Origin of the sequence: Erwinia tasmaniensis Et1/99 (genome assembly GCF_000026185.1) — a bacterium.
Lineage (GTDB): Bacteria > Pseudomonadota > Gammaproteobacteria > Enterobacterales > Enterobacteriaceae > Erwinia > Erwinia tasmaniensis.
Genome location: NC_010694.1, coordinates 159,820 through 182,731, shown reverse-complemented (window position 1 = coordinate 182,731; position 22,912 = coordinate 159,820). Strand labels below are relative to the sequence as shown.

The following is a 22,912-nucleotide window of genomic DNA, read 5'->3' as shown; positions in this document are numbered from 1 at the left end:
GAGACGCCCGGAGTGACCCGGGCGCCCTGTAACCAGTACAGCAGATGCGAGTAATTACTCGTCTTCCAGCTCGATGTTGATACCCAGCGAACGGATCTCTTTCAACAGTACGTTGAACGACTCCGGCATGCCCGGTTCCATCTGATGGTTACCGTCAACGATGTTTTTATACATCTTCGTACGGCCATTAACGTCATCAGATTTCACGGTTAACATTTCCTGCAGGGTATACGCGGCACCGTATGCTTCCAGTGCCCATACTTCCATCTCACCGAAACGCTGACCACCGAACTGCGCTTTACCACCCAGCGGCTGCTGGGTAACAAGGCTGTAGGAACCGGTAGAACGTGCATGCATTTTGTCATCAACCAAGTGGTTCAGTTTCAGCATATACATGTAGCCAACGGTAACCTGGCGCTCGAACTGCTCACCGGTACGACCATCGAACAGGGTGATCTGACCGGAAGAAGGCAGGCCGCCAAGCTGCAACAGCTCTTTGATTTCGCTCTCTTTCGCACCATCAAACACCGGAGTGGCGATCGGCATACCTTTTTTCAGGTTTTCTGCCAGACGCAGCACTTCGTCGTCGGTGAAGGTGTTCAGGTCAACTTTCTGGCGCACATCGGTACCCAGATCGTAAGCACGCTGAATAAACTCACGCAGCTTGGACACTTCTTCCTGCTTCTTAAGCATGGCGTTAATTTTTTCGCCGATGCCCTTCGCAGCCATACCCAAGTGAGTTTCGAGGATCTGACCGATGTTCATACGTGATGGTACGCCCAGCGGGTTCAGTACGATATCGACCGGCGTGCCGTTCTCATCGTAAGGCATATCTTCGATCGGGTTGATCTTGGAGATAACACCTTTGTTCCCGTGACGACCCGCCATTTTGTCACCAGGCTGAATCTGACGTTTCACCGCCAGGTACACTTTAACGATTTTCAGCACGCCAGGTGCCAGGTCATCGCCCTGGGTGATTTTGCGGCGCTTGGCGTCGAGTTTTTTCTCAAACTCGTGCTTCAGCTCGTCGTACTGCTCGGCCAGCTGTTCCAGCTGGTTTTGCTTATCTTCGTCGCTCAGGCCCAGTTCCAGCCAGCGCTCGCGTGGCAGCTTGTCCAGTTTTTCCGCTTCAATACCGCCAGCAACCAGCAGGTAGTTGATACGGCTGAACAGGCCAGCTTCGAGGATCTGCAATTCTTCAGACAGGTCTTTCTTCGCCTGCTTCAGCTGCATCTCTTCGATTTCCAGCGCGCGTTTGTCTTTTTCCACACCGTCACGGGTGAAGACCTGAACGTCGATAACGGTACCTGAAACGCCGTTCGGTACGCGCAGAGAAGAGTCTTTAACGTCAGACGCTTTCTCGCCGAAAATAGCACGCAGCAGTTTCTCTTCTGGCGTCAGTTGGGTTTCACCTTTCGGCGTCACCTTACCAACCAGAATGTCACCACCGGTCACTTCAGCACCGATGTACACGATACCGGACTCATCCAGTTTGGAGAGTGCAGCCTCACCCACGTTCGGGATATCAGCAGTGATCTCTTCCGGCCCCAGCTTGGTGTCACGCGACACGCAGGCCAGTTCCTGAATATGGATAGTGGTAAAGCGATCTTCCTGAACCACGCGCTCGGAGACTAGGATGGAGTCTTCGAAGTTGTAGCCGTTCCACGGCATGAACGCCACGCGCATGTTCTGACCCAGCGCCAGTTCGCCGAGATCCGTTGAAGGACCATCAGCCAGCACGTCACCACGTTCAATCGGTTCACCCAGGTTGACACACGGCATCTGGTTGATGCAGGTGTTCTGGTTAGAACGGGTGTATTTGGTCAGGTTATAAATGTCGATACCGGCTTCGCCAGGGTACATTTCGTCTTCGTTAACTTTAATAACGATACGCGATGCGTCCACGTACTGAACGGTACCGCCACGTTTCGCTACGGCAGTTACGCCGGAGTCGACCGCGACCGCGCGTTCCATACCGGTTCCTACCAGCGGCTTATCAGCACGCAGAGTAGGGACCGCCTGACGTTGCATGTTTGCACCCATCAATGCGCGGTTGGCGTCATCGTGCTCCAGGAACGGGATCAGTGACGCACCGACGGAAACCACCTGCTGGGTGGAAACGTCCATGTAGTCAACCTGATCGCGGCTGAACAGGCTCGATTCGCCTTTGCTACGGCAGGTCACCAAATCGTCTACGAAGTGACCTTCGTCATCGAGGTTGGTGTTGGCCTGAGCGATAACGTAGTTACCCTCTTCAATAGCAGAGAGGTAATGAATTTCGTCGGTCACCACGCCATCGCGTACGCGGCGGTATGGAGTTTCCAGGAAACCGTACTCATTGGTCTGTGCATAGACAGACAAGGAGTTGATTAGACCGATGTTTGGACCTTCCGGCGTTTCGATTGGACATACGCGACCGTAGTGAGTCGGGTGTACGTCTCGCACTTCGAAGCCTGCACGCTCACGCGTCAGACCGCCTGGACCCAATGCAGAGATACGACGTTTGTGCGTGATCTCAGACAACGGGTTGTTCTGGTCCATAAACTGTGACAGCTGGCTGGAACCGAAGAACTCTTTCACCGCCGCAGAAATTGGCTTGGCGTTGATCATATCCTGAGGCATCAGGGTATCCAGATCGCCCAGGGACAGACGCTCTTTCACCGCGCGCTCTACGCGCACCAGGCCAACACGGAACTGGTTCTCGGCCATTTCGCCAACGGAACGGATACGACGGTTGCCGAGGTGATCGATGTCATCCACTTCGCCAATACCGTTACGGATACCAATAAGCTTCTTCATCACCTGAATGATGTCGTCTTTGCTCAGGATACCGGAACCTTCGATCTCGTCACGCAGCAGAGAACGGTTGAACTTCATGCGGCCAACCGCAGACAGATCGTAGCGGTCTTCAGAGAAGAACAGGTTCTCAAACAGGTTTTCAGCCGCTTCACGCGTTGGTGGTTCACCAGGGCGCATCATGCGGTAGATTTCAACCAGTGCGCTCAGGCGATCGCTGGTTGGGTCGACGCGTACGGTTTCAGAGATGTACGGGCCGTGATCGAGGTCATTGGTGAACAGCGTTTCGATACGCTTGTGACCTGACTGGCTCAGCTTGGCCAGTAAATCTAACGACAGCTCCATGTTGGCAGCAATCAGCAGCTCACCGGTGCTCTCGTCGATGTAGTCTTTGGCAACAACTTTGCCCGCGATGTACTCAACCGGAACTTCGATATGAGCAACAGCGTCTTTTTCCAGCTGACGAATGTGGCGCGCGGTAATGCGGCGACCTTTTTCGACGTAAACGGTGCCGTTCGACTCAATGTCGAATGACGCAGTTTCACCACGCAGGCGCTCTGGAACCAGCTCCATCTGCAGCTTGTTGTCGCGAATTTGATAAATCACTTTTTCAAAGAACAGATCGAGGATTTGCTCAGTGGTATAGCTCAACGCGCGCAGAATGATGGTCGCAGGCAGTTTACGGCGACGGTCAATACGGACGAACAGGTTGTCTTTCGGGTCAAACTCGAAGTCCAACCATGAACCACGGTAAGGGATGATACGTGCGTTATACAGCACTTTACCCGATGAGTGGGTTTTACCCTTATCGCTGTCGAAGAACACACCAGGACTACGATGCAGCTGAGAAACGATAACGCGCTCTGTACCATTGATGACAAAAGTACCGTTATCGGTCATGAGTGGAATTTCACCCATGTACACTTCTTGTTCTTTGATGTCTTTAACGGTGCCTTCCGGCGCTTCGCGCTCGTAGATCACCAGGCGCAGTTTAACGCGCAGAGGAGCAGAAAACGTGACGCCACGGATCTGACACTCTTTAACATCAAATACAGGTTCGCCTAAACGGTAGCTGACGTACTGCAGCTCAGAATTACCGCTATAGCTTTGGATTGGGAATACGGAACGGAATGCAGCTTCCAGACCATATTGACCTTCCGGATCTTGCTCGATGAATTTCTGGAACGAGTCAAGCTGGATAGAAAGGAGATAAGGAATGTCCAGAACTTGTGGACGCTTTCCAAAATCCTTACGAATACGTTTTTTCTCGGTATAGGAGTAAACCATGGGGTTCCTCAGCTCGCTGAAAAGTAGAACCTTTCTGTCCGTCCAGCGGGGACAGTTCATGCAACGCTGTTTTGTATAGTGCGAAAGGGCAGACGCCTTTCGTAATACCTCTTTCTATCACGCTTAAATCATTTCATTGCCGTTGTCTGGGCAGGGAACCCATGCAGGAGGGCAGTATATTAAGTCGTCGATAGAGAAAGATATTAAGCTAATCAATGACTAAACAGTGTGAAATATCATTGACGCTGTAGAGCGCAAAAAGGCTGGTGACCAAAAAGTCACCAGCCATCAGCCTGGTAAAGACTACAACCAGGCTGCAACCTGAAAGGTTGGCTTATTTAACTTCAACTTCTGCGCCAGCTTCTTCCAGTACTTTCTTCAGTGCTTCTGCGTCGTCTTTGCTGATGCCTTCTTTCAGGGCAGCAGGTGCAGACTCAACCAGGTCTTTAGCTTCTTTCAGGCCCAGACCAGTTGCGCCACGTACTGCTTTGATCACGGCAACTTTGTTAGCGCCGATAGCTTTCAGTACCACGTCGAACTCGGTTTTTTCTTCTACAGCTTCAGCAGCAGCAGCAGGACCTGCGACAGCAGCAGCAGCAGACACGCCGAATTTCTCTTCCATAGCGGAGATCAGTTCAACGATTTCCATTACAGACAGAGCTGCAACGCCTTCAATGATTTGGTCTTTAGTGATTGACATTTCGTGTTCCTAAATTCAGAAAGTAATTTGTACGTAAGCAGATGAACGGAAAAGAAAGGCCGGCTGATTAAGCAGCGGTGGCTTCTTTCTGATCGCGTACAGCAGCCAGAGTGCGAACCAGTTTGCCGGCAGCGGCTTCTTTCATGGTTGCCATCAGGCGTGCGATTGCTTCATCGTAAGTAGGCAGAGTTGCCAGGCGGTCGATCTGAGCCGCACTGATCAGCTCGCCTTCAAAGGCTGCAGCTTTAACCTCAAATTTTGCATTCGCTTTCGCGAACTCTTTGAACAGACGAGCAGCAGCGCCCGGGTGTTCCATAGAGTATGCAATCAAGGTTGGACCGGTTAACGTGTCTTTCAGGCACTCAAACTGAGTACCTTCAACGACGCGGCGCAGCAGGGTGTTACGAACAACACGCATGTATACGCCAGCTTCACGACCTGCTTTACGCAGTTCGGTCATTTTATCTACGGTAACGCCACGAGAATCCGCAACTACCGCAGACAGCGCGCCTTTGGCTACTTCGCTGACTTCAGCAACAATCGCTTGTTTGTCTTGAAGATTTAAGGCCATTAGCTTGTGCTCCTGGATTTTTGGCCGGGGATGGATTTCCCCGGAACTCACTTCACCTGAACCCTGTTGCCAGAGACAGGCGCTAAAACACGGTGAGCAGAATCCAGCAAAGACTATAAAAATATTCTTTTGGTTCTGTCACCGTCTACGCAGGGAATTAAGTCTCTAATGACAGAAACACCTGCGGTCTTGGACGGAGGCCTGGATAAGGCCAGGCTCCAACCTAAAAATTCTTTCTAATCTGTCGTCTTTCAAGCTATCGCAGCCTGAGCCGCAATGCGAATGACTTGATTAGAGGCTCTGTATATTTACAGAACAACGGGCGTAAGATTCTAGGGGAAAAATACGCCCGCGTAAAGCACAGATTAAGCAGCAGAAGCGTTCAGGCCAGCCTGATCAACTGCAACACCTGCACCCATCGTGGTGGAGAGGCTAACTTTCTTGATGAAAACGCCTTTCGCCTGAGAAGGTTTCGCTTTTTTCAGCGCAACCAGCAGGGATTCCAGGTTTTCTTTCAGTTTATCTGTGTCGAAATCAACCTTACCGATAGTGGTATGGATGATACCGTTTTTGTCGTTGCGGTAACGGACCTGACCGGCTTTAGCATTTTTCACTGCTTCAGCAACGTTAGGGGTTACAGTACCGACTTTCGGGTTTGGCATCAGACCGCGTGGGCCGAGAACCTGACCCAGCTGGCCAACAACGCGCATTGCATCTGGAGATGCAATCACAACGTCGAAGTTCATTTCGCCTTTTTTGATCTGGTCAGCCAGATCTTCCATACCTACCAGCTCTGCGCCAGCTGCTTTAGCAGCTTCAGCGTTTGCGCCCTGGGCAAATACGGCAACGCGAACAGAACGGCCAGTACCGTGTGGCAGTACAGTTGCACCGCGTACGTTCTGGTCAGATTTACGTGCATCAATTCCGAGGTTTACCGCTACGTCAACGCTTTCTACGAACTTAGCAGTAGCCAGTTCCTTCAGCAGAGCAACAGCTTCGTTGATGTCATACTGTTTAGTTGAATCAACTTTGTCACGGATCACGCGCATGCGCTTGGTCAGCTTAGCCATTTCTTAGTCCTCTACTACCAGGCCCATGGAACGAGCAGTACCTTCAATTGAGCGAGTCATCGCTTCAATATCAGCACCAGTCATGTCCGCAGCTTTGGTTTCTGCGATTTCACGTACCTGAGCACGCGATACTTTACCTACTTTGTCTTTGTTCGGCTTGCCAGAACCAGACTTAATACCAGCCGCTTTCTTCAGCAGTACTGCTGCAGGAGGGGTTTTGGTAACGAAGGTGAAAGAACGGTCAGAGTAAACGGTGATGACGACGGGAGTCGGCAGACCTTTCTCAAGGGATTCTGTTTTGGCGTTGAACGCTTTACAGAATTCCATGATGTTAACGCCTTGCTGACCCAGAGCCGGACCTACCGGAGGACTCGGGTTTGCCATACCAGCTGCAACCTGCAACTTAACGTAGGCTTGTACTTTCTTAGCCATGATAATTCCTCTATTGGGTGATAACGCTCCTGGAGGAGCTCCCCGTGATTAATATTCACACGCCGTAACGGCGCATAAAAACAAAAGGCGCGAAATTGTAGTGCAATTTCGCGCCTCTCGCAACCACCAGATAACGGCAGTTGGTTATTTTTATGCAGCTAACCGTATAGCGGCCGGTCACATAAGGGTCGTTAGCCCTTTTCCACCTGACCGAAGTCCAACTCGACCGGCGTTGCGCGGCCAAAGATGGAGACAGATACTTTCAGGCGACTTTTCTCGTAGTCGACTTCCTCAACCACGCCGTTAAAGTCAGCAAACGGACCGTCGTTAACGCGAACCATTTCACCCGGCTCAAACAGAGTTTTCGGACGTGGTTTGTCCCCAACCTGCTGCAGACGGTTCATGATGGCATCAACTTCTTTGTCGCTGATCGGAGCCGGGCGGTCAGAAGTGCCACCGATAAAGCCCATGACACGCGGCACGCTACGCACAAGGTGCCAGCTGGCGTCGTTCATTACCATCTGGACCAGCACGTATCCGGGGAAGAACTTACGCTCGCTTTTACGGCGCTGGCCACCACGGATCTCAACCACTTCTTCGGTGGGAACCATGACGTCGCCAAACAGCTCTTCCATATTATGTAACTTGATATGCTCGCGCAGCGACTGCGCTACGCGGCCTTCAAAACCGGAAAACGCCTGAACGACGTACCAGCGCTTTTTTGGAGCTTCAGACATCTCAGAACCTCAGGCCAGTGATAAACGATACCAGGCGGACCAGAATACCATCCAGCCCCCACAAAATCAGTGACATCACGGCGGTTACCGCGGCAACGATTAGCGTGGTGTGCAACGTTTCCTGACGAGTAGGCCAGACGACCTTACGCACTTCGGTGCGTGCTTCACGGGCGAAAGCCAACGTTGCTTTACCTTTAACGGTCAGCAGAGCAAGGCCCGCGGCCGCAGCCATCAGAACCACGACGGCCAGTGCACGCAGCGGTAATGTTACATCACGATACCAGGAGTTACCGGCGATAGCGGCCACCAGAAGCACCACCACACCTACCCACTTCAATATTTCCAGGCCGCGCCCGTTTCCTTGAGCTTCTGTATTAGCACTCATAAACCAACCTGCCACAATAAATCAGAAACACGTTTGCCCCGTAAAACGAGGCACCGAACCGAATGATGCTGTTAGGCTTAACTCGGCATATCCTTTAATTTCAAGCCGTAGCTTGAAAACTATTGGCTTTACGCCGTGCTACAGAGCCTGCCTCAGCAATGATTATGGTTGCAAAAATCACTGATGAGTCAGGTTCTATGTTACAGCGTGCAAAAAGGGCATCAAATGATGCCCTTTTCGTGTGCATTGCGTCAAATATTATCAGCGATTAAGCGATAACTTTAGCAACAACACCCGCACCAACGGTACGACCACCTTCACGGATGGCGAAACGCAGGCCGTCATCCATCGCGATTGGGTGGATCAGGGTAACAACCATCTGAATGTTGTCACCTGGCATCACCATCTCAACGCCTTCTGGCAGTTCGATGGTACCGGTCACGTCAGTTGTACGGAAGTAGAACTGTGGACGGTAGCCTTTGAAGAACGGAGTATGACGGCCGCCTTCGTCTTTAGACAGAATATAAACTTCTGACTCGAACTTGGTGTGTGGCTTGATGGTGCCTGGCTTAGCCAGAACCTGACCACGCTGGATATCTTCGCGCTTAATACCGCGCAGCAGGATACCACAGTTCTCACCCGCACGGCCTTCGTCCAGCAGCTTACGGAACATTTCAACGCCGGTACAGGTTGATTTCACGGTATCTTTGATACCAACGATCTCAACTTCTTCACCCACTTTAACGATACCGCGCTCTACACGACCGGTAACAACGGTACCACGGCCAGAGATGGAGAATACGTCTTCGATTGGCAGCAGGAATGGCTTGTCAATCGCACGCTCTGGTTCCGGGATGTAGTTATCCAGGTGACCAGCCAGTTCAACGATCTTAGCTTCCCACTCTGCTTCACCTTCCAGCGCTTTCAGCGCAGAACCGTGAACGATTGGGGTGTCGTCGCCTGGGAAGTCGTACTGTGACAGCAGGTCACGTACTTCCATCTCAACCAGCTCCAGCAGCTCTTCATCATCAACCATGTCACACTTGTTCAGGAACACGATGATGTATGGAACGCCAACCTGGCGACCCAGCAGGATGTGCTCACGGGTCTGAGGCATTGGGCCGTCAGTCGCAGCAACAACCAGGATCGCGCCGTCCATCTGCGCAGCACCGGTGATCATGTTTTTCACATAGTCGGCGTGGCCCGGGCAGTCAACGTGCGCGTAGTGGCGAGCCGGGGTGTCATATTCAACGTGAGACGTGTTGATGGTGATACCACGTGCTTTTTCTTCTGGTGCGTTATCGATCTGGTCGAATGCACGAGCAGCGCCGCCGTAGGTTTTAGCCAGTACGGTGGTGATAGCAGCAGTCAGTGTGGTTTTACCGTGGTCAACGTGGCCGATAGTACCAACGTTGACGTGCGGTTTGGAACGTTCAAATTTTTCTTTAGACATCGCTTGTCCCTCTAAGACACGGATTAATCGGTGATATCACCACATCAACCAGGCATCGCCTGAATAGTTGAATTGTTTTCACTAGAGAAGAAGCAGGGAGGGAGATTTTGAAAGTGGTGCTGATACCCAGAGTCGAACTGGGGACCTCACCCTTACCAAGGGTGCGCTCTACCAACTGAGCCATATCAGCACGGCTTGGAGCGGGCAGCGGGAATCGAACCCGCATCATCAGCTTGGAAGGCTGAGGTAATAGCCATTATACGATGCCCGCATCCTGGAACTCGGCTACCTGTTCTATCTGTAGCTTGCGAACAACAGAGAAGATGCCTCCTCGCTGCTCAAGCCACCATGCTTTTGCCTGATGACCCTGACTGTGCTTGAGCTCAGTCTAAATCTTGATAGGCACACCTTAAGAAGGCTGCCATCTTTTCCAGTTAAGAGATTGCTCTCTCTTCTGATTTCAACTCAAAACGCTGAGTCGAAATGGTGGTGGGAGAAGGATTCGAACCTTCGAAGTCGATGACGGCAGATTTACAGTCTGCTCCCTTTGGCCGCTCGGGAATCCCACCTGGGGGTACTTGATGGTGCCGGCTACCGGAATCGAACTGGTGACCTACTGATTACAAGTCAGTTGCTCTACCAACTGAGCTAAGCCGGCATCAAGTGGTGCGCATTCTAGAAAGACCTGAGCTGGTATGCAACAAAAAAATTGCGATATTTGTTCTTACGCTCAATATTTATGCAAAACGTGTAAAAACACCCCACCTGACGGGAAAATACGTTTAAAAAATCGCCGAGGGCGCTCGAGCGTCTGTAGCATAACGAGAGGCACAAGGTTGAAGCACACTATTAATATGCGCTTTATTTAGATAAATTTTATCTCTATCAACCCATTTCGGCAGAGATCACGGCCAACCAGCTTATCCATTCAATTACCAGCAAAAATGCGCATTAATGCGGGCGTGCTTACGTTTGTCACCGCAAGGCATATTTTTCCTTCTTTTTCCTGCCCGTGTGGTGGTAACCTCCGCCCATTGTTTTATCAAATTCCCTTCGCGCTTAACATTGCGGCATCAAACCTGCTGCTCCATAACGGGCTATCTTTGGAAGGGTAAAAACCGCTAACAGAAGCAGACTTATGAGCAAAAAAGACTCCCTGTTAACCACACCTTATTTGCAGTTCAATCGCACCCAGTGGGCCGCGCTGCGTGATTCGGTGCCCATGACCCTTTCTGAGGCCGAAATTGCGCAGCTGAAAGGAATTAACGAAGATCTCTCGATAGAAGAAGTCGCGGAGATATATCTTCCTCTCTCTCGCCTGCTGAATTTTTATATCAGCTCTAATTTACGGCGTCAGGCAGTCCTTGAGCAGTTTCTTGGTACTAATGGACAGAAAATTCCCTATATCATCAGTATTGCAGGGAGCGTTGCCGTCGGAAAAAGCACCACCGCGCGTGTCCTACAGGCATTACTAAGCCGTTGGCCGGAACATCGGCGCGTTGAGTTGATCACCACCGACGGTTTTCTGCATCCGAACGCCGTACTCAAAGAACGCGGCTTGATGAAGAAGAAGGGGTTTCCTCTCTCCTACGATATGCACCGCCTGGTCAAGTTCGTTTCAGACCTGAAATCTGGCGCCGATCACGTCACTGCTCCGGTGTATTCCCATCTGATTTATGACGTTATTCCTGACGGGGACAAAAACGTTCAGCAGCCTGATATCCTGATCCTCGAAGGACTGAACGTATTACAAAGCGGAATGGATTATCCCCATGATCCGCATCATGTTTTTGTTTCTGATTTCGTGGATTTTTCGATTTATGTCGATGCGCCGGAAGATTTGCTGGAACACTGGTATATCAACCGCTTCCTCAAATTCCGTCAGGGCGCCTTTACCGATCCGGATTCCTACTTCCATCATTATGCGCAGCTGCCTGAAGATGAGGCGGTGGGTATCGCGAGCCAGCTATGGCATGAGATAAATTACAGGAATTTGAAAGAAAATATTCTGCCTACGCGCGAACGCGCCAGCCTGATTATGACGAAAAGCTCCGGACATGCCGTTGATCTTGTCAGATTAAGAAAATAACTGGAGAGGGGCACCGCCCCTCTTTGTCAACTTTGTGGCCGCAGCGAAATTTCGCCACCGACCCACGACTTGGTGATGCCGTCCTGTTCCAGTATCAAACCACCCTGCTGATCGATCCCTCTGGCAATACCATTGATTTCCCGATCTCCGATCAGCAGCTTCACCGGGCGATTAATGAAGTTATCTAATGCGGCCCAGCGCTCAATAAAGGGAACAAGCCCATCCTGTTCAAACTGCGCCAAAGCCGTGCGCATTTTGTTAATAATCAGCGCAGAAAGGGCATTACGATCCACACTGCATCCCGCTTCGTGCAGATTTATCCACCCCTGGTTGATCACATCATGCGCAGGAGCGCGCATCGCCAGGTTGATCCCCGCACCGATCACGATTTGCGCAGCATCTCCGGTTTTACCCGTCAATTCGACGAGTATACCCGCCAGCTTACGATCGTTCAAATAAATATCGTTAGGCCATTTCACCCGAATATCGGGCGCACCCTGCTGCTGAAGCGCTTCGGCGATGACGATGCCGATAACCAGGCTCAGCCCCATCGCCGCCGCTGGCCCCTGTTCCAGACGCCAGTACATTGACAGATACAGATTCGAGCCAAAAGGAGAGAACCACTGCCTGCCGCGCCGGCCACGTCCGGCCTGCTGATACTCTGCCACGCAGGCGTCACCGGATTGCAGGCTGGCCATTCTGTCCAGCAAATACTGATTTGTGGAGTCAATCACCGGGATCACTGCAAGTCTGCCCTGCTCAAGACCTGCATTAATCACCCTCTCATCCAACAGCTGCATGGCATTGGGCAGGCTATAGCCTTTACCCGTGACGGTAAAAACTTCAATTCCCCACTCTTTTAATGTCTGAATATGCTTGTTTATTGCTGCACGACTCATGCCCAGCTGCTCGCCAAGCTGCTCACCTGAGTGGAATTCGCCATCGGCCAGAGTGCGGATCAGCTTTAACGGTACGGTATTGTCCTTCATGCAATAGCCTCAACAGCATCTGTTTCGCCCCGAGAGGCAATAAAGCGCACTTCGGGTTCAAGCCATACATTAAACCTCTCCGCCACGCGCTGACGAACTGTGCGTGCCAGGTCGACAATATCCTGTCCGCTGGCGGTACCTTTGTTTATCAGCACCAGCGCCTGCTTTTCATGAACTGCCGCACCCCCCAGGCAAAACCCTTTCAAGGAACAACGTTCGATCAGCCAGCCAGCGGCCAACTTTACCTCACCGCCTGCCTGTTGGTATTGAGGGATGTCTGGATATCTGGTCTGCAGTTCGGCAGCGACTGCAGCGCTCACTAGCGGATTTTTGAAGAAGCTACCCGCATTACCGGTGATGTCAGGATCGGGCAGTTTGCTGCGGCGCATGTGGCAAACGGCATCAAATATCTGTTGAGGGGTGACGACCTGCGGGTCAAAATTGATTAAATCGCCATAGCTAAGCACCGGCCGCCAGCTCTTCGTAAGCTTTAACCCTACGGCAACAATGGCGTAGCCTTCACGGTATCGATGCTTGAACACGCTGTCGCGATAGCCAAACTGGCACTCAGCCGCACTCAAACGCTGGCATACACCGTCATCAAGGGAAACGATATCGACGTATTCACAGACCTGCTCCAGCTCAACACCATAGGCCCCGATATTTTGGATAGGGGCAGAGCCGACACATCCCGGGATAAGCGCCAGGTTCTCAAGCCCTGCAAGCCCCTTGCTTAAAGTGATTTCCACCAGTTGATGCCAGTTCTCCCCGGCTCCTGCATGTATCAACCACGCGTCGGTGGTTTCTGAAATGCTAACGCCCTTAATGCGGTTAATTAGCACCTGCCCATCAAAATCCTGTAGAAAGAGTACGTTACTTCCTTTGCCTAATAGCAACACCGGCTCCTTCTGATGCACGCTTTGCTGCCAGCATCGACAAAGGACTTCTATGCTGTCTGCCACGGTAATTCTGTTGGCATAAGCATCAATACCGAAGGTATTCCACGGTTTTAGTGAATATTGCTGGCGCGACATAATGCAACCTTTACGGATTAAACTATCGAATAGTGTACTCGATCCGTATGCAACGAGTTGAGGACTTTCAATAAGAGATAGTGGCCAAATCATGCAAATACGTTTGATTAGCGTCGGGGGAAATAGCAGATAAATGAGAAACACGTCAAGGTAGGTAAACAGCAATCCAACTCTGTGTTTTCGCACAGGGTGCGTTGATTGTGAACGCAAAAAGGCCATCCCGAAGGATGGCCTTTTGCTTTATTTGATGCCTGGCAGTTCCCTACTCTCGCATGGGGAGACCCCACACTACCATCGGCGCTACGGCGTTTCACTTCTGAGTTCGGCATGGGGTCAGGTGGGACCACCGCGCTAAAGCCGCCAGGCAAATTCTTTGTGCTCTGTCCTGTGTCTTTTGCGCTGATGCCGCGTTGGCCGCCCTCGCGTCACTCTGTCACATACTGATGTATGCTCCTTCATGCCGTCTCGGTTGCCGCCTTGCCTCAGCGCAAAATCCTTCGGACTCGATTCCGGTGAACAAGCTGAAAATATCTTTACGTCTCTCAACACAACCCAGAACGCTTCTGGCGTTGTAAGGTTAAGCCTCACGGGTCATTAGTACCGGTTAGCTCAACGCATCGCTGCGCTTACACACCCGGCCTATCAACGTCGTAGTCTTCAACGTCCCTTCAGGACTCTCAAGGAGTCAGGGAAGATTCATCTCGAGGCAAGTTTCGCGCTTAGATGCTTTCAGCGCTTATCTTTTCCGCACTTAGCTACCGGGCAATGCCATTGGCATGACAACCCGAACACCAGCGGTGCGTTCACTCCGGTCCTCTCGTACTAGGAGCAACCCCTCTCAATCTTCCAGCGCCCACGGCAGATAGGGACCGAACTGTCTCACGACGTTCTAAACCCAGCTCGCGTACCACTTTAAACGGCGAACAGCCGTACCCTTGGGACCTACTTCAGCCCCAGGATGTGATGAGCCGACATCGAGGTGCCAAACACCGCCGTCGATATGAACTCTTGGGCGGTATCAGCCTGTTATCCCCGGAGTACCTTTTATCCGTTGAGCGATGGCCCTTCCATTCAGAACCACCGGATCACTATGACCTGCTTTCGCACCTGCTCGAGCCGTCACTCTCGCAGTCAAGCCAGCTTATGCCATTGCACTAACCTCACGATGTCCGACCGTGATTAGCTGACCTTCGTGCTCCTCCGTTACTCTTTAGGAGGAGACCGCCCCAGTCAAACTACCCACCAGACACTGTCCCCACGCCGGATCACGGCGCCAGGTTAGAACATCAAACGTTAAAGGGTGGTATTTCAAGGTTGGCTCCACGCAGACTGGCGTCCACGCTTCGAAGCCTCCCACCTATCCTACACATCAAGGCTCAATGTTCAGTGTCAAGCTGTAGTAAAGGTTCACGGGGTCTTTCCGTCTTGCCGCGGGTACACTGCATCTTCACAGCGAGTTCAATTTCACTGAGTCTCGGGTGGAGACAGCCTGGCCATCATTACGCCATTCGTGCAGGTCGGAACTTACCCGACAAGGAATTTCGCTACCTTAGGACCGTTATAGTTACGGCCGCCGTTTACCGGGGCTTCGATCAAGAGCTTCTCCTTGCGGATAACCCCATCAATTAACCTTCCGGCACCGGGCAGGCGTCACACCGTATACGTCCACTTTCGTGTTTGCACAGTGCTGTGTTTTTAATAAACAGTTGCAGCCAGCTGGTATCTTCGACTGGCTTCGGCTCCACGAGCTTGTCGCTTCACCTACGCGCCAGCGTGCCTTCTCCCGAAGTTACGGCACCATTTTGCCTAGTTCCTTCACCCGAGTTCTCTCAAGCGCCTTGGTATTCTCTACCTGACCACCTGTGTCGGTTTGGGGTACGATTGGTCGTTACCTGATGCTTAGAGGCTTTTCCTGGAAGCAGGGCATTTGTTACTTCAGCACCGTAGTGCCTCGTCATCACGCCTCAGCCTTAAAGAGTTCCGGATTTGCCTGGAACTCAAGCCTACACGCTTAAACCGGGACAACCGTCGCCCGGCTAACATAGCCTTCTCCGTCCCCCCTTCGCAGTAACGCCCAGTACGGGAATATTAACCCGTTTCCCATCGACTACGCCTTTCGGCCTCGCCTTAGGGGTCGACTCACCCTGCCCCGATTAACGTTGGACAGGAACCCTTGGTCTTCCGGCGAGCGGGCTTTTCACCCGCTTTATCGTTACTTATGTCAGCATTCGCACTTCTGATACCTCCAGCATGCCTCACAGCACACCTTCGACGGCTTACAGAACGCTCCCCTACCCAACAACGCATAAGCGTCGCTGCCGCAGCTTCGGTGCATGGTTTAGCCCCGTTACATCTTCCGCGCAGGCCGACTCGACCAGTGAGCTATTACGCTTTCTTTAAATGATGGCTGCTTCTAAGCCAACATCCTGGCTGTCTGTGCCTTCCCACATCGTTTCCCACTTAACCATGACTTTGGGACCTTAGCTGGCGGTCTGGGTTGTTTCCCTCTTCACGACGGACGTTAGCACCCGCCGTGTGTCTCCCGTGATAACATTCTCCGGTATTCGCAGTTTGCATCGGGTTGGTAAGCCGGGATGGCCCCCTAGCCGAAACAGTGCTCTACCCCCGGAGATGAGTTCACGAGGCGCTACCTAAATAGCTTTCGGGGAGAACCAGCTATCTCCCGGTTTGATTGGCCTTTCACCCCCAGCCACAGGTCATCCGCTAATTTTTCAACATTAGTCGGTTCGGTCCTCCAGTTAGTGTTACCCAACCTTCAACCTGCCCATGGCTAGATCACCGGGTTTCGGGTCTATACCCTGCAACTTAACGCCCAGTTAAGACTCGGTTTCCCTGCGGCTCCCCTATACGGTTAACCTTGCTACAGAATATAAGTCGCTGACCCATTATACAAAAGGTACGCAGTCACACCACGAAGGTGCTCCCACTGCTTGTACGTACACGGTTTCAGGTTCTGTTTCACTCCCCTCGCCGGGGTTCTTTTCGCCTTTCCCTCACGGTACTGGTTCACTATCGGTCAGTCAGGAGTATTTAGCCTTGGAGGATGGTCCCCCCATATTCAGACAGGATGTCACGTGTCCCGCCCTACTCATCGAACTCACAGCAAGTGCATTTTTGTGTACGGGGCTGTCACCCTTTACTGCGCGACTTTCCAGACGCTTCCACTAATGCACAAACTGATTCAGGTTCTGGGCTGTTCCCCGTTCGCTCGCCGCTACTGGGGGAATCTCGGTTGATTTCTTTTCCTCGGGGTACTTAGATGTTTCAGTTCCCCCGGTTCGCCTCATGCCACTATGTATTCATGACATGATAGTGCAACGGATTGCACTGGGTTTCCCCATTCGGGTATCGTCGGTTGTTGCGGTTCATATCACCTTACCGACGCTTATCGCAGATTAGCACGCCCTTCATCGCCTCTGACTGCCTAGGCATCCACCGTGTACGCTTAGTCGCTTAACCTCACAACCCACAAGCGTCCCGAAAGACGTGTGTCGGTCGTAAGCATTTGAGAGACTCGAACGTATCGTTGATTTCATTCTTATTACGGAGAATGAATACGACACGTCGTTTCAATTTTCAGCTTGTTCCGGATTATTAAAGAGCATAATACTTCGCAGCATACTGTTAGACAGTATGCTCTGAAGTATTGAAATAGAAAAACCATATGGTGGAGCTAAGCGGGATCGAACCGCTGACCTCCTGCGTGCAAGGCAGGCGCTCTCCCAGCTGAGCTATAGCCCCATACGGTCTTACAGAAACCTTTTTCTACCAGGAGTCACATTGTTTTTCGTTAATAAAAACAATGTAATTCGTGCTCAGGCAAGGCATGTATGAGGGAAGTTTACTTAGAGTAAACGACCGAGTACATAACGCCGCATGAGTGCGAATTTGGTAGGCCTGAGTGGACTTGAACCACCGACCTCACCCTTATCAGGGGTGCGCTCTAACCACCTGAGCTACAAGCCTGTAGAGGTTTTTCTGCTCGTTACTTTTTCATCAGACAATCTGTGTGGACACTGCGCCGGAAGGTATCTTCAGGTAAGGAGGTGATCCAACCGCAGGTTCCCCTACGGTTACCTTGTTACGACTTCACCCCAGTCATGAATCACAAAGTGGTAAGCGCCCTCCCGAAGGTTAAGCTACCTACTTCTTTTGCAACCCACTCCCATGGTGTGACGGGCGGTGTGTACAAGGCCCGGGAACGTATTCACCGTAGCATTCTGATCTACGATTACTAGCGATTCCGACTTCACGGAGTCGAGTTGCAGACTCCGATCCGGACTACGACGCACTTTATGAGGTCCGCTTGCTCTCGCGAGGTCGCTTCTCTTTGTATGCGCCATTGTAGCACGTGTGTAGCCCTGGCCGTAAGGGCCATGATGACTTGACGTCATCCCCACCTTCCTCCGGTTTATCACCGGCAGTCTCCTTTGAGTTCCCGACCGAATCGCTGGCAACAAAGGATAAGGGTTGCGCTCGTTGCGGGACTTAACCCAACATTTCACAACACGAGCTGACGACAGCCATGCAGCACCTGTCTCACGGTTCCCGAAGGCACTAAGGCATCTCTGCCGAATTCCGTGGATGTCAAGGCCAGGTAAGGTTCTTCGCGTTGCATCGAATTAAACCACATGCTCCACCGCTTGTGCGGGCCCCCGTCAATTCATTTGAGTTTTAACCTTGCGGCCGTACTCCCCAGGCGGTCGACTTAACGCGTTAGCTCCGGAAGCCACTCCTCAAGGGAACAGCCTCCAAGTCGACATCGTTTACGGCGTGGACTACCAGGGTATCTAATCCTGTTTGCTCCCCACGCTTTCGCACCTGAGCGTCAGTCTTTGTCCAGGGGGCCGCCTTCGCCACCGGTATTCCTCCAGATCTCTACGCATTTCACCGCTACACCTGGAATTCTACCCCCCTCTACAAGACTCTAGCCTGCCAGTTTCGAATGCAGTTCCCGGGTTGAGCCCGGGGATTTCACATCCGACTTGACAGACCGCCTGCGTGCGCTTTACGCCCAGTAATTCCGATTAACGCTTGCACCCTCCGTATTACCGCGGCTGCTGGCACGGAGTTAGCCGGTGCTTCTTCTGCGGGTAACGTCAATCGACGGGGTTATTAACCCCATCGCCTTCCTCCCCGCTGAAAGTACTTTACAACCCGAAGGCCTTCTTCATACACGCGGCATGGCTGCATCAGGCTTGCGCCCATTGTGCAATATTCCCCACTGCTGCCTCCCGTAGGAGTCTGGACCGTGTCTCAGTTCCAGTGTGGCTGGTCATCCTCTCAGACCAGCTAGGGATCGTCGCCTAGGTGAGCCGTTACCCCACCTACTAGCTAATCCCATCTGGGCACATCCGATGGCGTGAGGCCCGAAGGTCCCCCACTTTGGTCCGTAGACGTTATGCGGTATTAGCTACCGTTTCCAGTAGTTATCCCCCTCCATCGGGCAGTTTCCCAGACATTACTCACCCGTCCGCCACTCGTCACCCAAGAGCAAGCTCTCTGTGCTACCGTTCGACTTGCATGTGTTAGGCCTGCCGCCAGCGTTCAATCTGAGCCATGATCAAACTCTTCAATTAAAAGTTCGATTTGCTGAAACAAGTTCAGCGATGCTCAATCGTAAAACGTCATAATGAATGTCATTATGTGTTCACTCATGAGGCTTGATATTTTTTTTGACACCCGGAGGTGTCTGATATCAATCCTGCGAGTGCCCACACAGATTGTCTGATAAATTGTTAAAGAGCGGTGCGAACAGTGCCGGAGCTTCCTGTCGCGAGGTGGCGTATACTACGCTTTCCTCCTTCGGAGTCAACCTCTTTTTGAGAAGTTTTTCCGGCGGTTCAGAACTTCCTGAACCTCTCAACACGCCGGCCTGTAAGCCGTTGTTCCGTGTCGATGGAGGCGCATTATAGGGAGTTTCTGATGGCTGACAAGGGTTAATCGCAAAAAAACTTTCGAGTGTTGTTTTTTCACACGTTAACGCGCTAAAGCGCCAGTTTTTTAAGCGTTTTAAATCCATAGCGTTGCAAAACGGGGATTAATTGTACCGTCTGCTCGGTGATCTCCAGACATAAAGCCATGTTGTCATCGGCGGAAAGTACTTCAGGCGACTCATTTTCCAACAACCACACCGTACGACGTGCTATTGCCGCCCCGGAATCAATCAGGCGAGTACCTTGCGGCAGTACCTGCTGTAGCTCTTCACTAATAAGGGGGAAGTGCGTGCAGCCTAATACCACCGTATCAGGCGGTTCCGCCATACGCAGCCACGGCTGCAAGATACGCCTTACTTCTTCAATCGCCACCGGCTGGCCGTGCAGTTTCGCTTCGGCGATGTCTACCAGCTCGCCGGAGCCCAGCATTTCGGTTTTACATTCTCCGGCAAAGCGGGCAACCAGTTCGTGTGTATAAGGACGCTTAACCGTGCCGCGCGTTGCCAGCAGACCGACAATACCATTTCGGGTCAGGCGAGCGGCCGGTTTAATTGCCGGCACCACGCCGACGACCGGAAAGGCAAAGCGCGCGCGCAGGGCCGGCAATGTAACGGTACTGGCTGAGTTACAGGCGATGACGACCAGAGCAAGGGGATAAAGGCCGGTCACGGCGGTAACGATGTCCAGCACACGCTCAACAATAAACGCTTCCGACTTCTCACCATAAGGAAAGGCGACATTATCAAAAGCATAAAGGTAATGAAGATCCGGTAACAGCGTGCGGATTTCATTATAGACGGAAAGCCCACCCACGCCGGAGTCGAAGATCAGCACGGTGGGACGCAGAACGGGTGATAACTTCTCTGTTGAGGTGGTTTCCCCGTCCAGGGGTTTCATAGGCATACGCTGTCTCGTAAAATTTATCGAACAGGTTGGCAATTCTACCATGAACATTCAATCCGGATATCACTGGATAGGGTTTACTCGAACGCACGCGCCGACTCTTGCCATTGTGACCACCTGCCAGCACGTACAACGCTGGACATGAGTTTCAGAATCCCTACAATCGGCCGGCTATCACTGATAAACACTTTGGAAACTACATGACGCCCGAACAGCTGCCAATTGAACACTACGAAGACCAACTCGCTGAGAAAGTGACGCGCCTGACAACAATGATGTCTGCGTTTAACGCCCCTGAAGTGGAAGTCTTCCGTTCAGCGGTCAGCCACTACCGGATGCGAGCAGAATTTCGCATCTGGCACGAAGGCGACGATCTCTATCACATTATCTTCGATCAGCAGACGCGTGAACGCATCCGCGTCGACAGCTTCCCGGCTGCCAGTGAATTGATTAATCGCCTGATGCCGCGACTGATTGAAAAAATCCGTGACCAGCGCTTACTGCGATTTAAACTTTTCCAGGTTGACTACCTGTCTACGGTAAGCGGCCAGATAGTGGTTTCCATGCTCTATCACCGTAAGCTGGATGAAGAGTGGCAGCAGGCCGCGGCAGCCTTACGCGATAGCCTGCGGGCGGAAGGTTTCGATCTGCATTTGATTGGCCGTGCCACTAAAACGAAAATCTGCCTGGATCAGGACTACGTTGATGAACGCCTGACCGTGGACGGCCGTGAAATGGTCTACCGCCAGGTGGAGAACAGCTTCACGCAGCCTAATGCCGCCGTAAACGTAAAGATGCTCGAATGGGCGCTGGATAGCACACGCCATTCCGCAGGCGACCTGCTGGAGCTCTACTGTGGTAATGGTAACTTTTCGCTGGCGCTGGCGCGCAATTTTAATCGCGTGCTGGCAACTGAGATCGCTAAGCCATCGGTGGCGTCTGCGCAGTACAATATTGCGGTTAACCAGATAGATAATGTACAGATCATCCGCATGGCGGCGGAGGAGTTCACCCAGGCAATGAATGGCGAAAGGAGCTTCAGGAGGCTGGAGGGGATCGATCTGACCCGCTATCAGTGTGAAACGATCTTCGTCGACCCGCCGCGCAGCGGGCTGGATGATGAAACGGTGAAAATGGTACAGGCTTATCCACGTATTCTTTATATCTCCTGCAACCCGCAGACGCTGTGCGAAAACTTGACCGCGCTCTCCACCACCCATGACGTCACGCGCCTGGCGCTTTTTGACCAGTTCCCGTACACCCATCATATGGAGTGCGGCGTATTGCTGACGCGCCGTCACTAAGCATCACGCTCCTACCAGCATGGCGAGGGGCGTGATAATAGGATTTCGCGTTGCGCCGGCAGCCCGTTCGCGGAAAACGGGCTGCGAGAAGCGACTACTGACCTGAAGAGCGCCGTTTCAAGCGCAGACCAATCCAGAAGACCACGATCACCATAAGGATGACGGGGACAAAATTAGACCCTATATCAGGGTATTCTGCTCTGACTATCGCACTGTATAACAGAAAACCCAATAGGAAAAATGCCGCAGCCAGAGAGGGCATCCCGTCTGGCATCGCTCGATTAAGATAACGCTCATGCAGGCACCAGGCAGAAAGCCCCAGAACAATCAGAGGGAATACTGAAAACGGTACGATGGAGCTGAACAAAGCGGCGAAAGAGCCGTTAATCGCCAGGCCGGTAAGAAACGTTAATAACAGGGTGCCCTTGTCGCGACCGGTCACTAAACTCATCTCATCTCCTTTTTATCTTTGGGTTGCAGCATTAACGACAGCTTTTCCTGTTCCCGCCGATACCAATAGTATGAACCTTTCGAAATCATACGAAGTTGCAGCACCAGACGTTCTTCCAGCTGACGACGTTGTCCACCGTCAATATCCAGCACTTCGGCACCGGCATTAAAGACGATAATGACCATCGCTTCCGCCTGCGCTTCAGTAAAACTGCGCGGCACGCGGTTTTCAATTTCGAGATAGTCCGCCAGCTCGGCAATGAAATGCTGAATTTCTCGGGCAACGGCGGCACGAAACGCGGCTGACGTACCGGAACGCTCACGTAACAGCAGGCGAAACGCGTTAGGGTTATTGTCGATAAACTCCATAAAGGTGGAGACCGATGTGCGGATCACGCTGCCGCCTTTGGCAATACGCTGGCGCGCCTGACGCATCAGCTGTCGCAACATCAGCCCGCTTTCATCCACCATGGTCAACCCTAATTCATCGACATCGCGGAAATGACGATAAAATGAGGTTGGGGCAATGCCCGCTTCTCGGGAAACTTCTCGTAAACTGAGGCTGGCAAAACTTCGCTCGGCGCTAAGTTGACTGAAAGCCGCTTCGATAAGTGTACGCCGTGTACGTTCTTTTTGCTGCGCCCTGACGCCCATTTTTAAGCCTGTTCTGCATGCCTGAGGGGCACTATAACAAATATTTCAGCGTACAGTCCGGCAAACTTTGTCAGCGCCTGTTAATTCGCGATTTGTCAATT

15 protein-coding genes, 6 tRNA genes and 3 rRNA genes are annotated in these 22,912 nt (G+C 52.1%); 2 read left to right on the top strand and 22 right to left on the bottom strand.

The genetic code is table 11. The features are described 5' to 3' along the window. Positions 1 to 54: 54 nt before the first annotated feature. From rpoB to ETA_RS01745, 12 genes are all read right to left on the bottom strand, one after another. On the bottom strand, positions 55 to 4,083 hold the full coding sequence (rpoB, locus tag ETA_RS01800) for a DNA-directed RNA polymerase subunit beta (protein WP_012439924.1): 4,029 nt from the start codon (positions 4,081 to 4,083) through the stop codon (positions 55 to 57). Positions 4,084 to 4,417: 334 nt separating this feature from the next. Continuing rightward, positions 4,418 to 4,783, bottom strand: a complete 366-nt coding sequence (gene rplL / locus ETA_RS01795; protein WP_004154989.1) for a 50S ribosomal protein L7/L12 — start codon at positions 4,781 to 4,783, stop codon at positions 4,418 to 4,420. A 67-nt stretch (positions 4,784 to 4,850) separates the two neighbouring features. Beyond that, positions 4,851 to 5,354, bottom strand: coding sequence for a 50S ribosomal protein L10 (gene rplJ, locus ETA_RS01790; RefSeq protein ID WP_012439923.1), 504 nt, complete (start codon positions 5,352 to 5,354; stop codon positions 4,851 to 4,853). Positions 5,355 to 5,719: 365 nt separating this feature from the next. Beyond that, entirely contained in the window at positions 5,720 to 6,424 is a 705-nt protein-coding gene (rplA, locus tag ETA_RS01785) for a 50S ribosomal protein L1 (protein ID WP_012439922.1), read from the bottom strand. Positions 6,425 to 6,427: 3 nt separating this feature from the next. Beyond that, on the bottom strand, positions 6,428 to 6,856 hold the full coding sequence (gene rplK / locus ETA_RS01780) for a 50S ribosomal protein L11 (RefSeq protein WP_012439921.1): 429 nt from the start codon (positions 6,854 to 6,856) through the stop codon (positions 6,428 to 6,430). A gap of 191 nt (positions 6,857 to 7,047) precedes the next feature. Beyond that, complete coding sequence (nusG, locus tag ETA_RS01775; RefSeq protein ID WP_012439920.1) at positions 7,048 to 7,593, bottom strand: transcription termination/antitermination protein NusG; 546 nt, start codon at positions 7,591 to 7,593, stop codon at positions 7,048 to 7,050. Between the two features lies 1 nt (position 7,594). Next, a complete protein-coding gene (gene secE / locus ETA_RS01770; protein ID WP_012439919.1) occupies positions 7,595 to 7,978 on the bottom strand; it encodes a preprotein translocase subunit SecE in 384 nt (127 codons plus the stop codon). 268 nt (positions 7,979 to 8,246) lie between these two features. Then, positions 8,247 to 9,431 (bottom strand): elongation factor Tu, encoded by a 1,185-nt coding sequence (gene tuf / locus ETA_RS01765; RefSeq protein WP_012439918.1) that lies wholly within the window; start codon positions 9,429 to 9,431, stop codon positions 8,247 to 8,249. Between the two features lie 114 nt (positions 9,432 to 9,545). Continuing rightward, positions 9,546 to 9,621: transfer RNA gene (locus ETA_RS01760), tRNA-Thr, on the bottom strand. Between the two features lie 6 nt (positions 9,622 to 9,627). Next, a tRNA-Gly gene (locus tag ETA_RS01755) sits at positions 9,628 to 9,702 on the bottom strand. A gap of 213 nt (positions 9,703 to 9,915) precedes the next feature. After that, positions 9,916 to 10,000 (bottom strand) — tRNA-Tyr (locus tag ETA_RS01750). Between the two features lie 13 nt (positions 10,001 to 10,013). Next, positions 10,014 to 10,089 (bottom strand) — tRNA-Thr (locus tag ETA_RS01745). A 480-nt stretch (positions 10,090 to 10,569) separates the two neighbouring features. On the opposite strand from ETA_RS01745, the gene coaA reads away from it, so the two are divergent. After that, on the top strand, positions 10,570 to 11,520 hold the full coding sequence (gene coaA, locus ETA_RS01740) for a type I pantothenate kinase (protein WP_012439917.1): 951 nt from the start codon (positions 10,570 to 10,572) through the stop codon (positions 11,518 to 11,520). Between the two features lie 26 nt (positions 11,521 to 11,546). On the opposite strand, the gene birA is transcribed toward coaA, so the two are convergent. The 8 genes from birA to murI form a co-directional block, all read right to left on the bottom strand. Further along, positions 11,547 to 12,509 carry a bifunctional biotin--[acetyl-CoA-carboxylase] ligase/biotin operon repressor BirA gene (birA, locus tag ETA_RS01735; protein ID WP_012439916.1) on the bottom strand — a complete coding sequence of 321 codons (963 nt, stop codon included), beginning with the start codon at positions 12,507 to 12,509 and terminating at the stop codon, positions 11,547 to 11,549. Further along, positions 12,506 to 13,543, bottom strand: coding sequence for a UDP-N-acetylmuramate dehydrogenase (gene murB, locus ETA_RS01730; protein WP_012439915.1), 1,038 nt, complete (start codon positions 13,541 to 13,543; stop codon positions 12,506 to 12,508). The genes birA and murB overlap by 4 nt, the downstream gene beginning before the upstream one ends. Before the next feature lie 249 nt (positions 13,544 to 13,792). Further along, positions 13,793 to 13,908 (bottom strand): 5S ribosomal RNA (rrf, locus tag ETA_RS01725). 208 nt (positions 13,909 to 14,116) lie between these two features. Further along, a 23S ribosomal RNA gene (locus ETA_RS01720) occupies positions 14,117 to 17,023 on the bottom strand. A gap of 206 nt (positions 17,024 to 17,229) precedes the next feature. Next, positions 17,230 to 17,305, bottom strand: a tRNA-Ala gene (locus ETA_RS01715). Positions 17,306 to 17,453: 148 nt separating this feature from the next. Beyond that, positions 17,454 to 17,530 (bottom strand) — tRNA-Ile (locus tag ETA_RS01710). Positions 17,531 to 17,603: 73 nt separating this feature from the next. Then, positions 17,604 to 19,143, bottom strand: a 16S ribosomal RNA gene (locus tag ETA_RS01705). The 16S, 23S and 5S rRNA genes sit together here with 2 tRNA genes alongside, the layout of an rRNA operon. A gap of 408 nt (positions 19,144 to 19,551) precedes the next feature. Continuing rightward, positions 19,552 to 20,403: a glutamate racemase gene (gene murI / locus ETA_RS01700; RefSeq protein ID WP_012439914.1), complete on the bottom strand. Its 852-nt coding sequence runs from the start codon at positions 20,401 to 20,403 to the stop codon at positions 19,552 to 19,554. Between the two features lie 200 nt (positions 20,404 to 20,603). On the opposite strand from murI, the gene trmA reads away from it, so the two are divergent. After that, the gene (gene trmA, locus ETA_RS01695) at positions 20,604 to 21,707 is read left to right on the top strand and encodes a tRNA (uridine(54)-C5)-methyltransferase TrmA (RefSeq protein ID WP_012439913.1); all 1,104 of its coding nucleotides are present in this window, start codon (positions 20,604 to 20,606) and stop codon (positions 21,705 to 21,707) included. Between the two features lie 94 nt (positions 21,708 to 21,801). On the opposite strand, the gene ETA_RS01690 is transcribed toward trmA, so the two are convergent. Further along, the gene (locus tag ETA_RS01690) at positions 21,802 to 22,158 is read right to left on the bottom strand and encodes a YijD family membrane protein (protein WP_012439912.1); all 357 of its coding nucleotides are present in this window, start codon (positions 22,156 to 22,158) and stop codon (positions 21,802 to 21,804) included. After that, positions 22,155 to 22,811, bottom strand: coding sequence for an HTH-type transcriptional repressor FabR (gene fabR, locus ETA_RS01685; RefSeq protein ID WP_012439911.1), 657 nt, complete (start codon positions 22,809 to 22,811; stop codon positions 22,155 to 22,157). The genes ETA_RS01690 and fabR overlap by 4 nt, the downstream gene beginning before the upstream one ends. Positions 22,812 to 22,912: the final 101 nt, after the last annotated feature.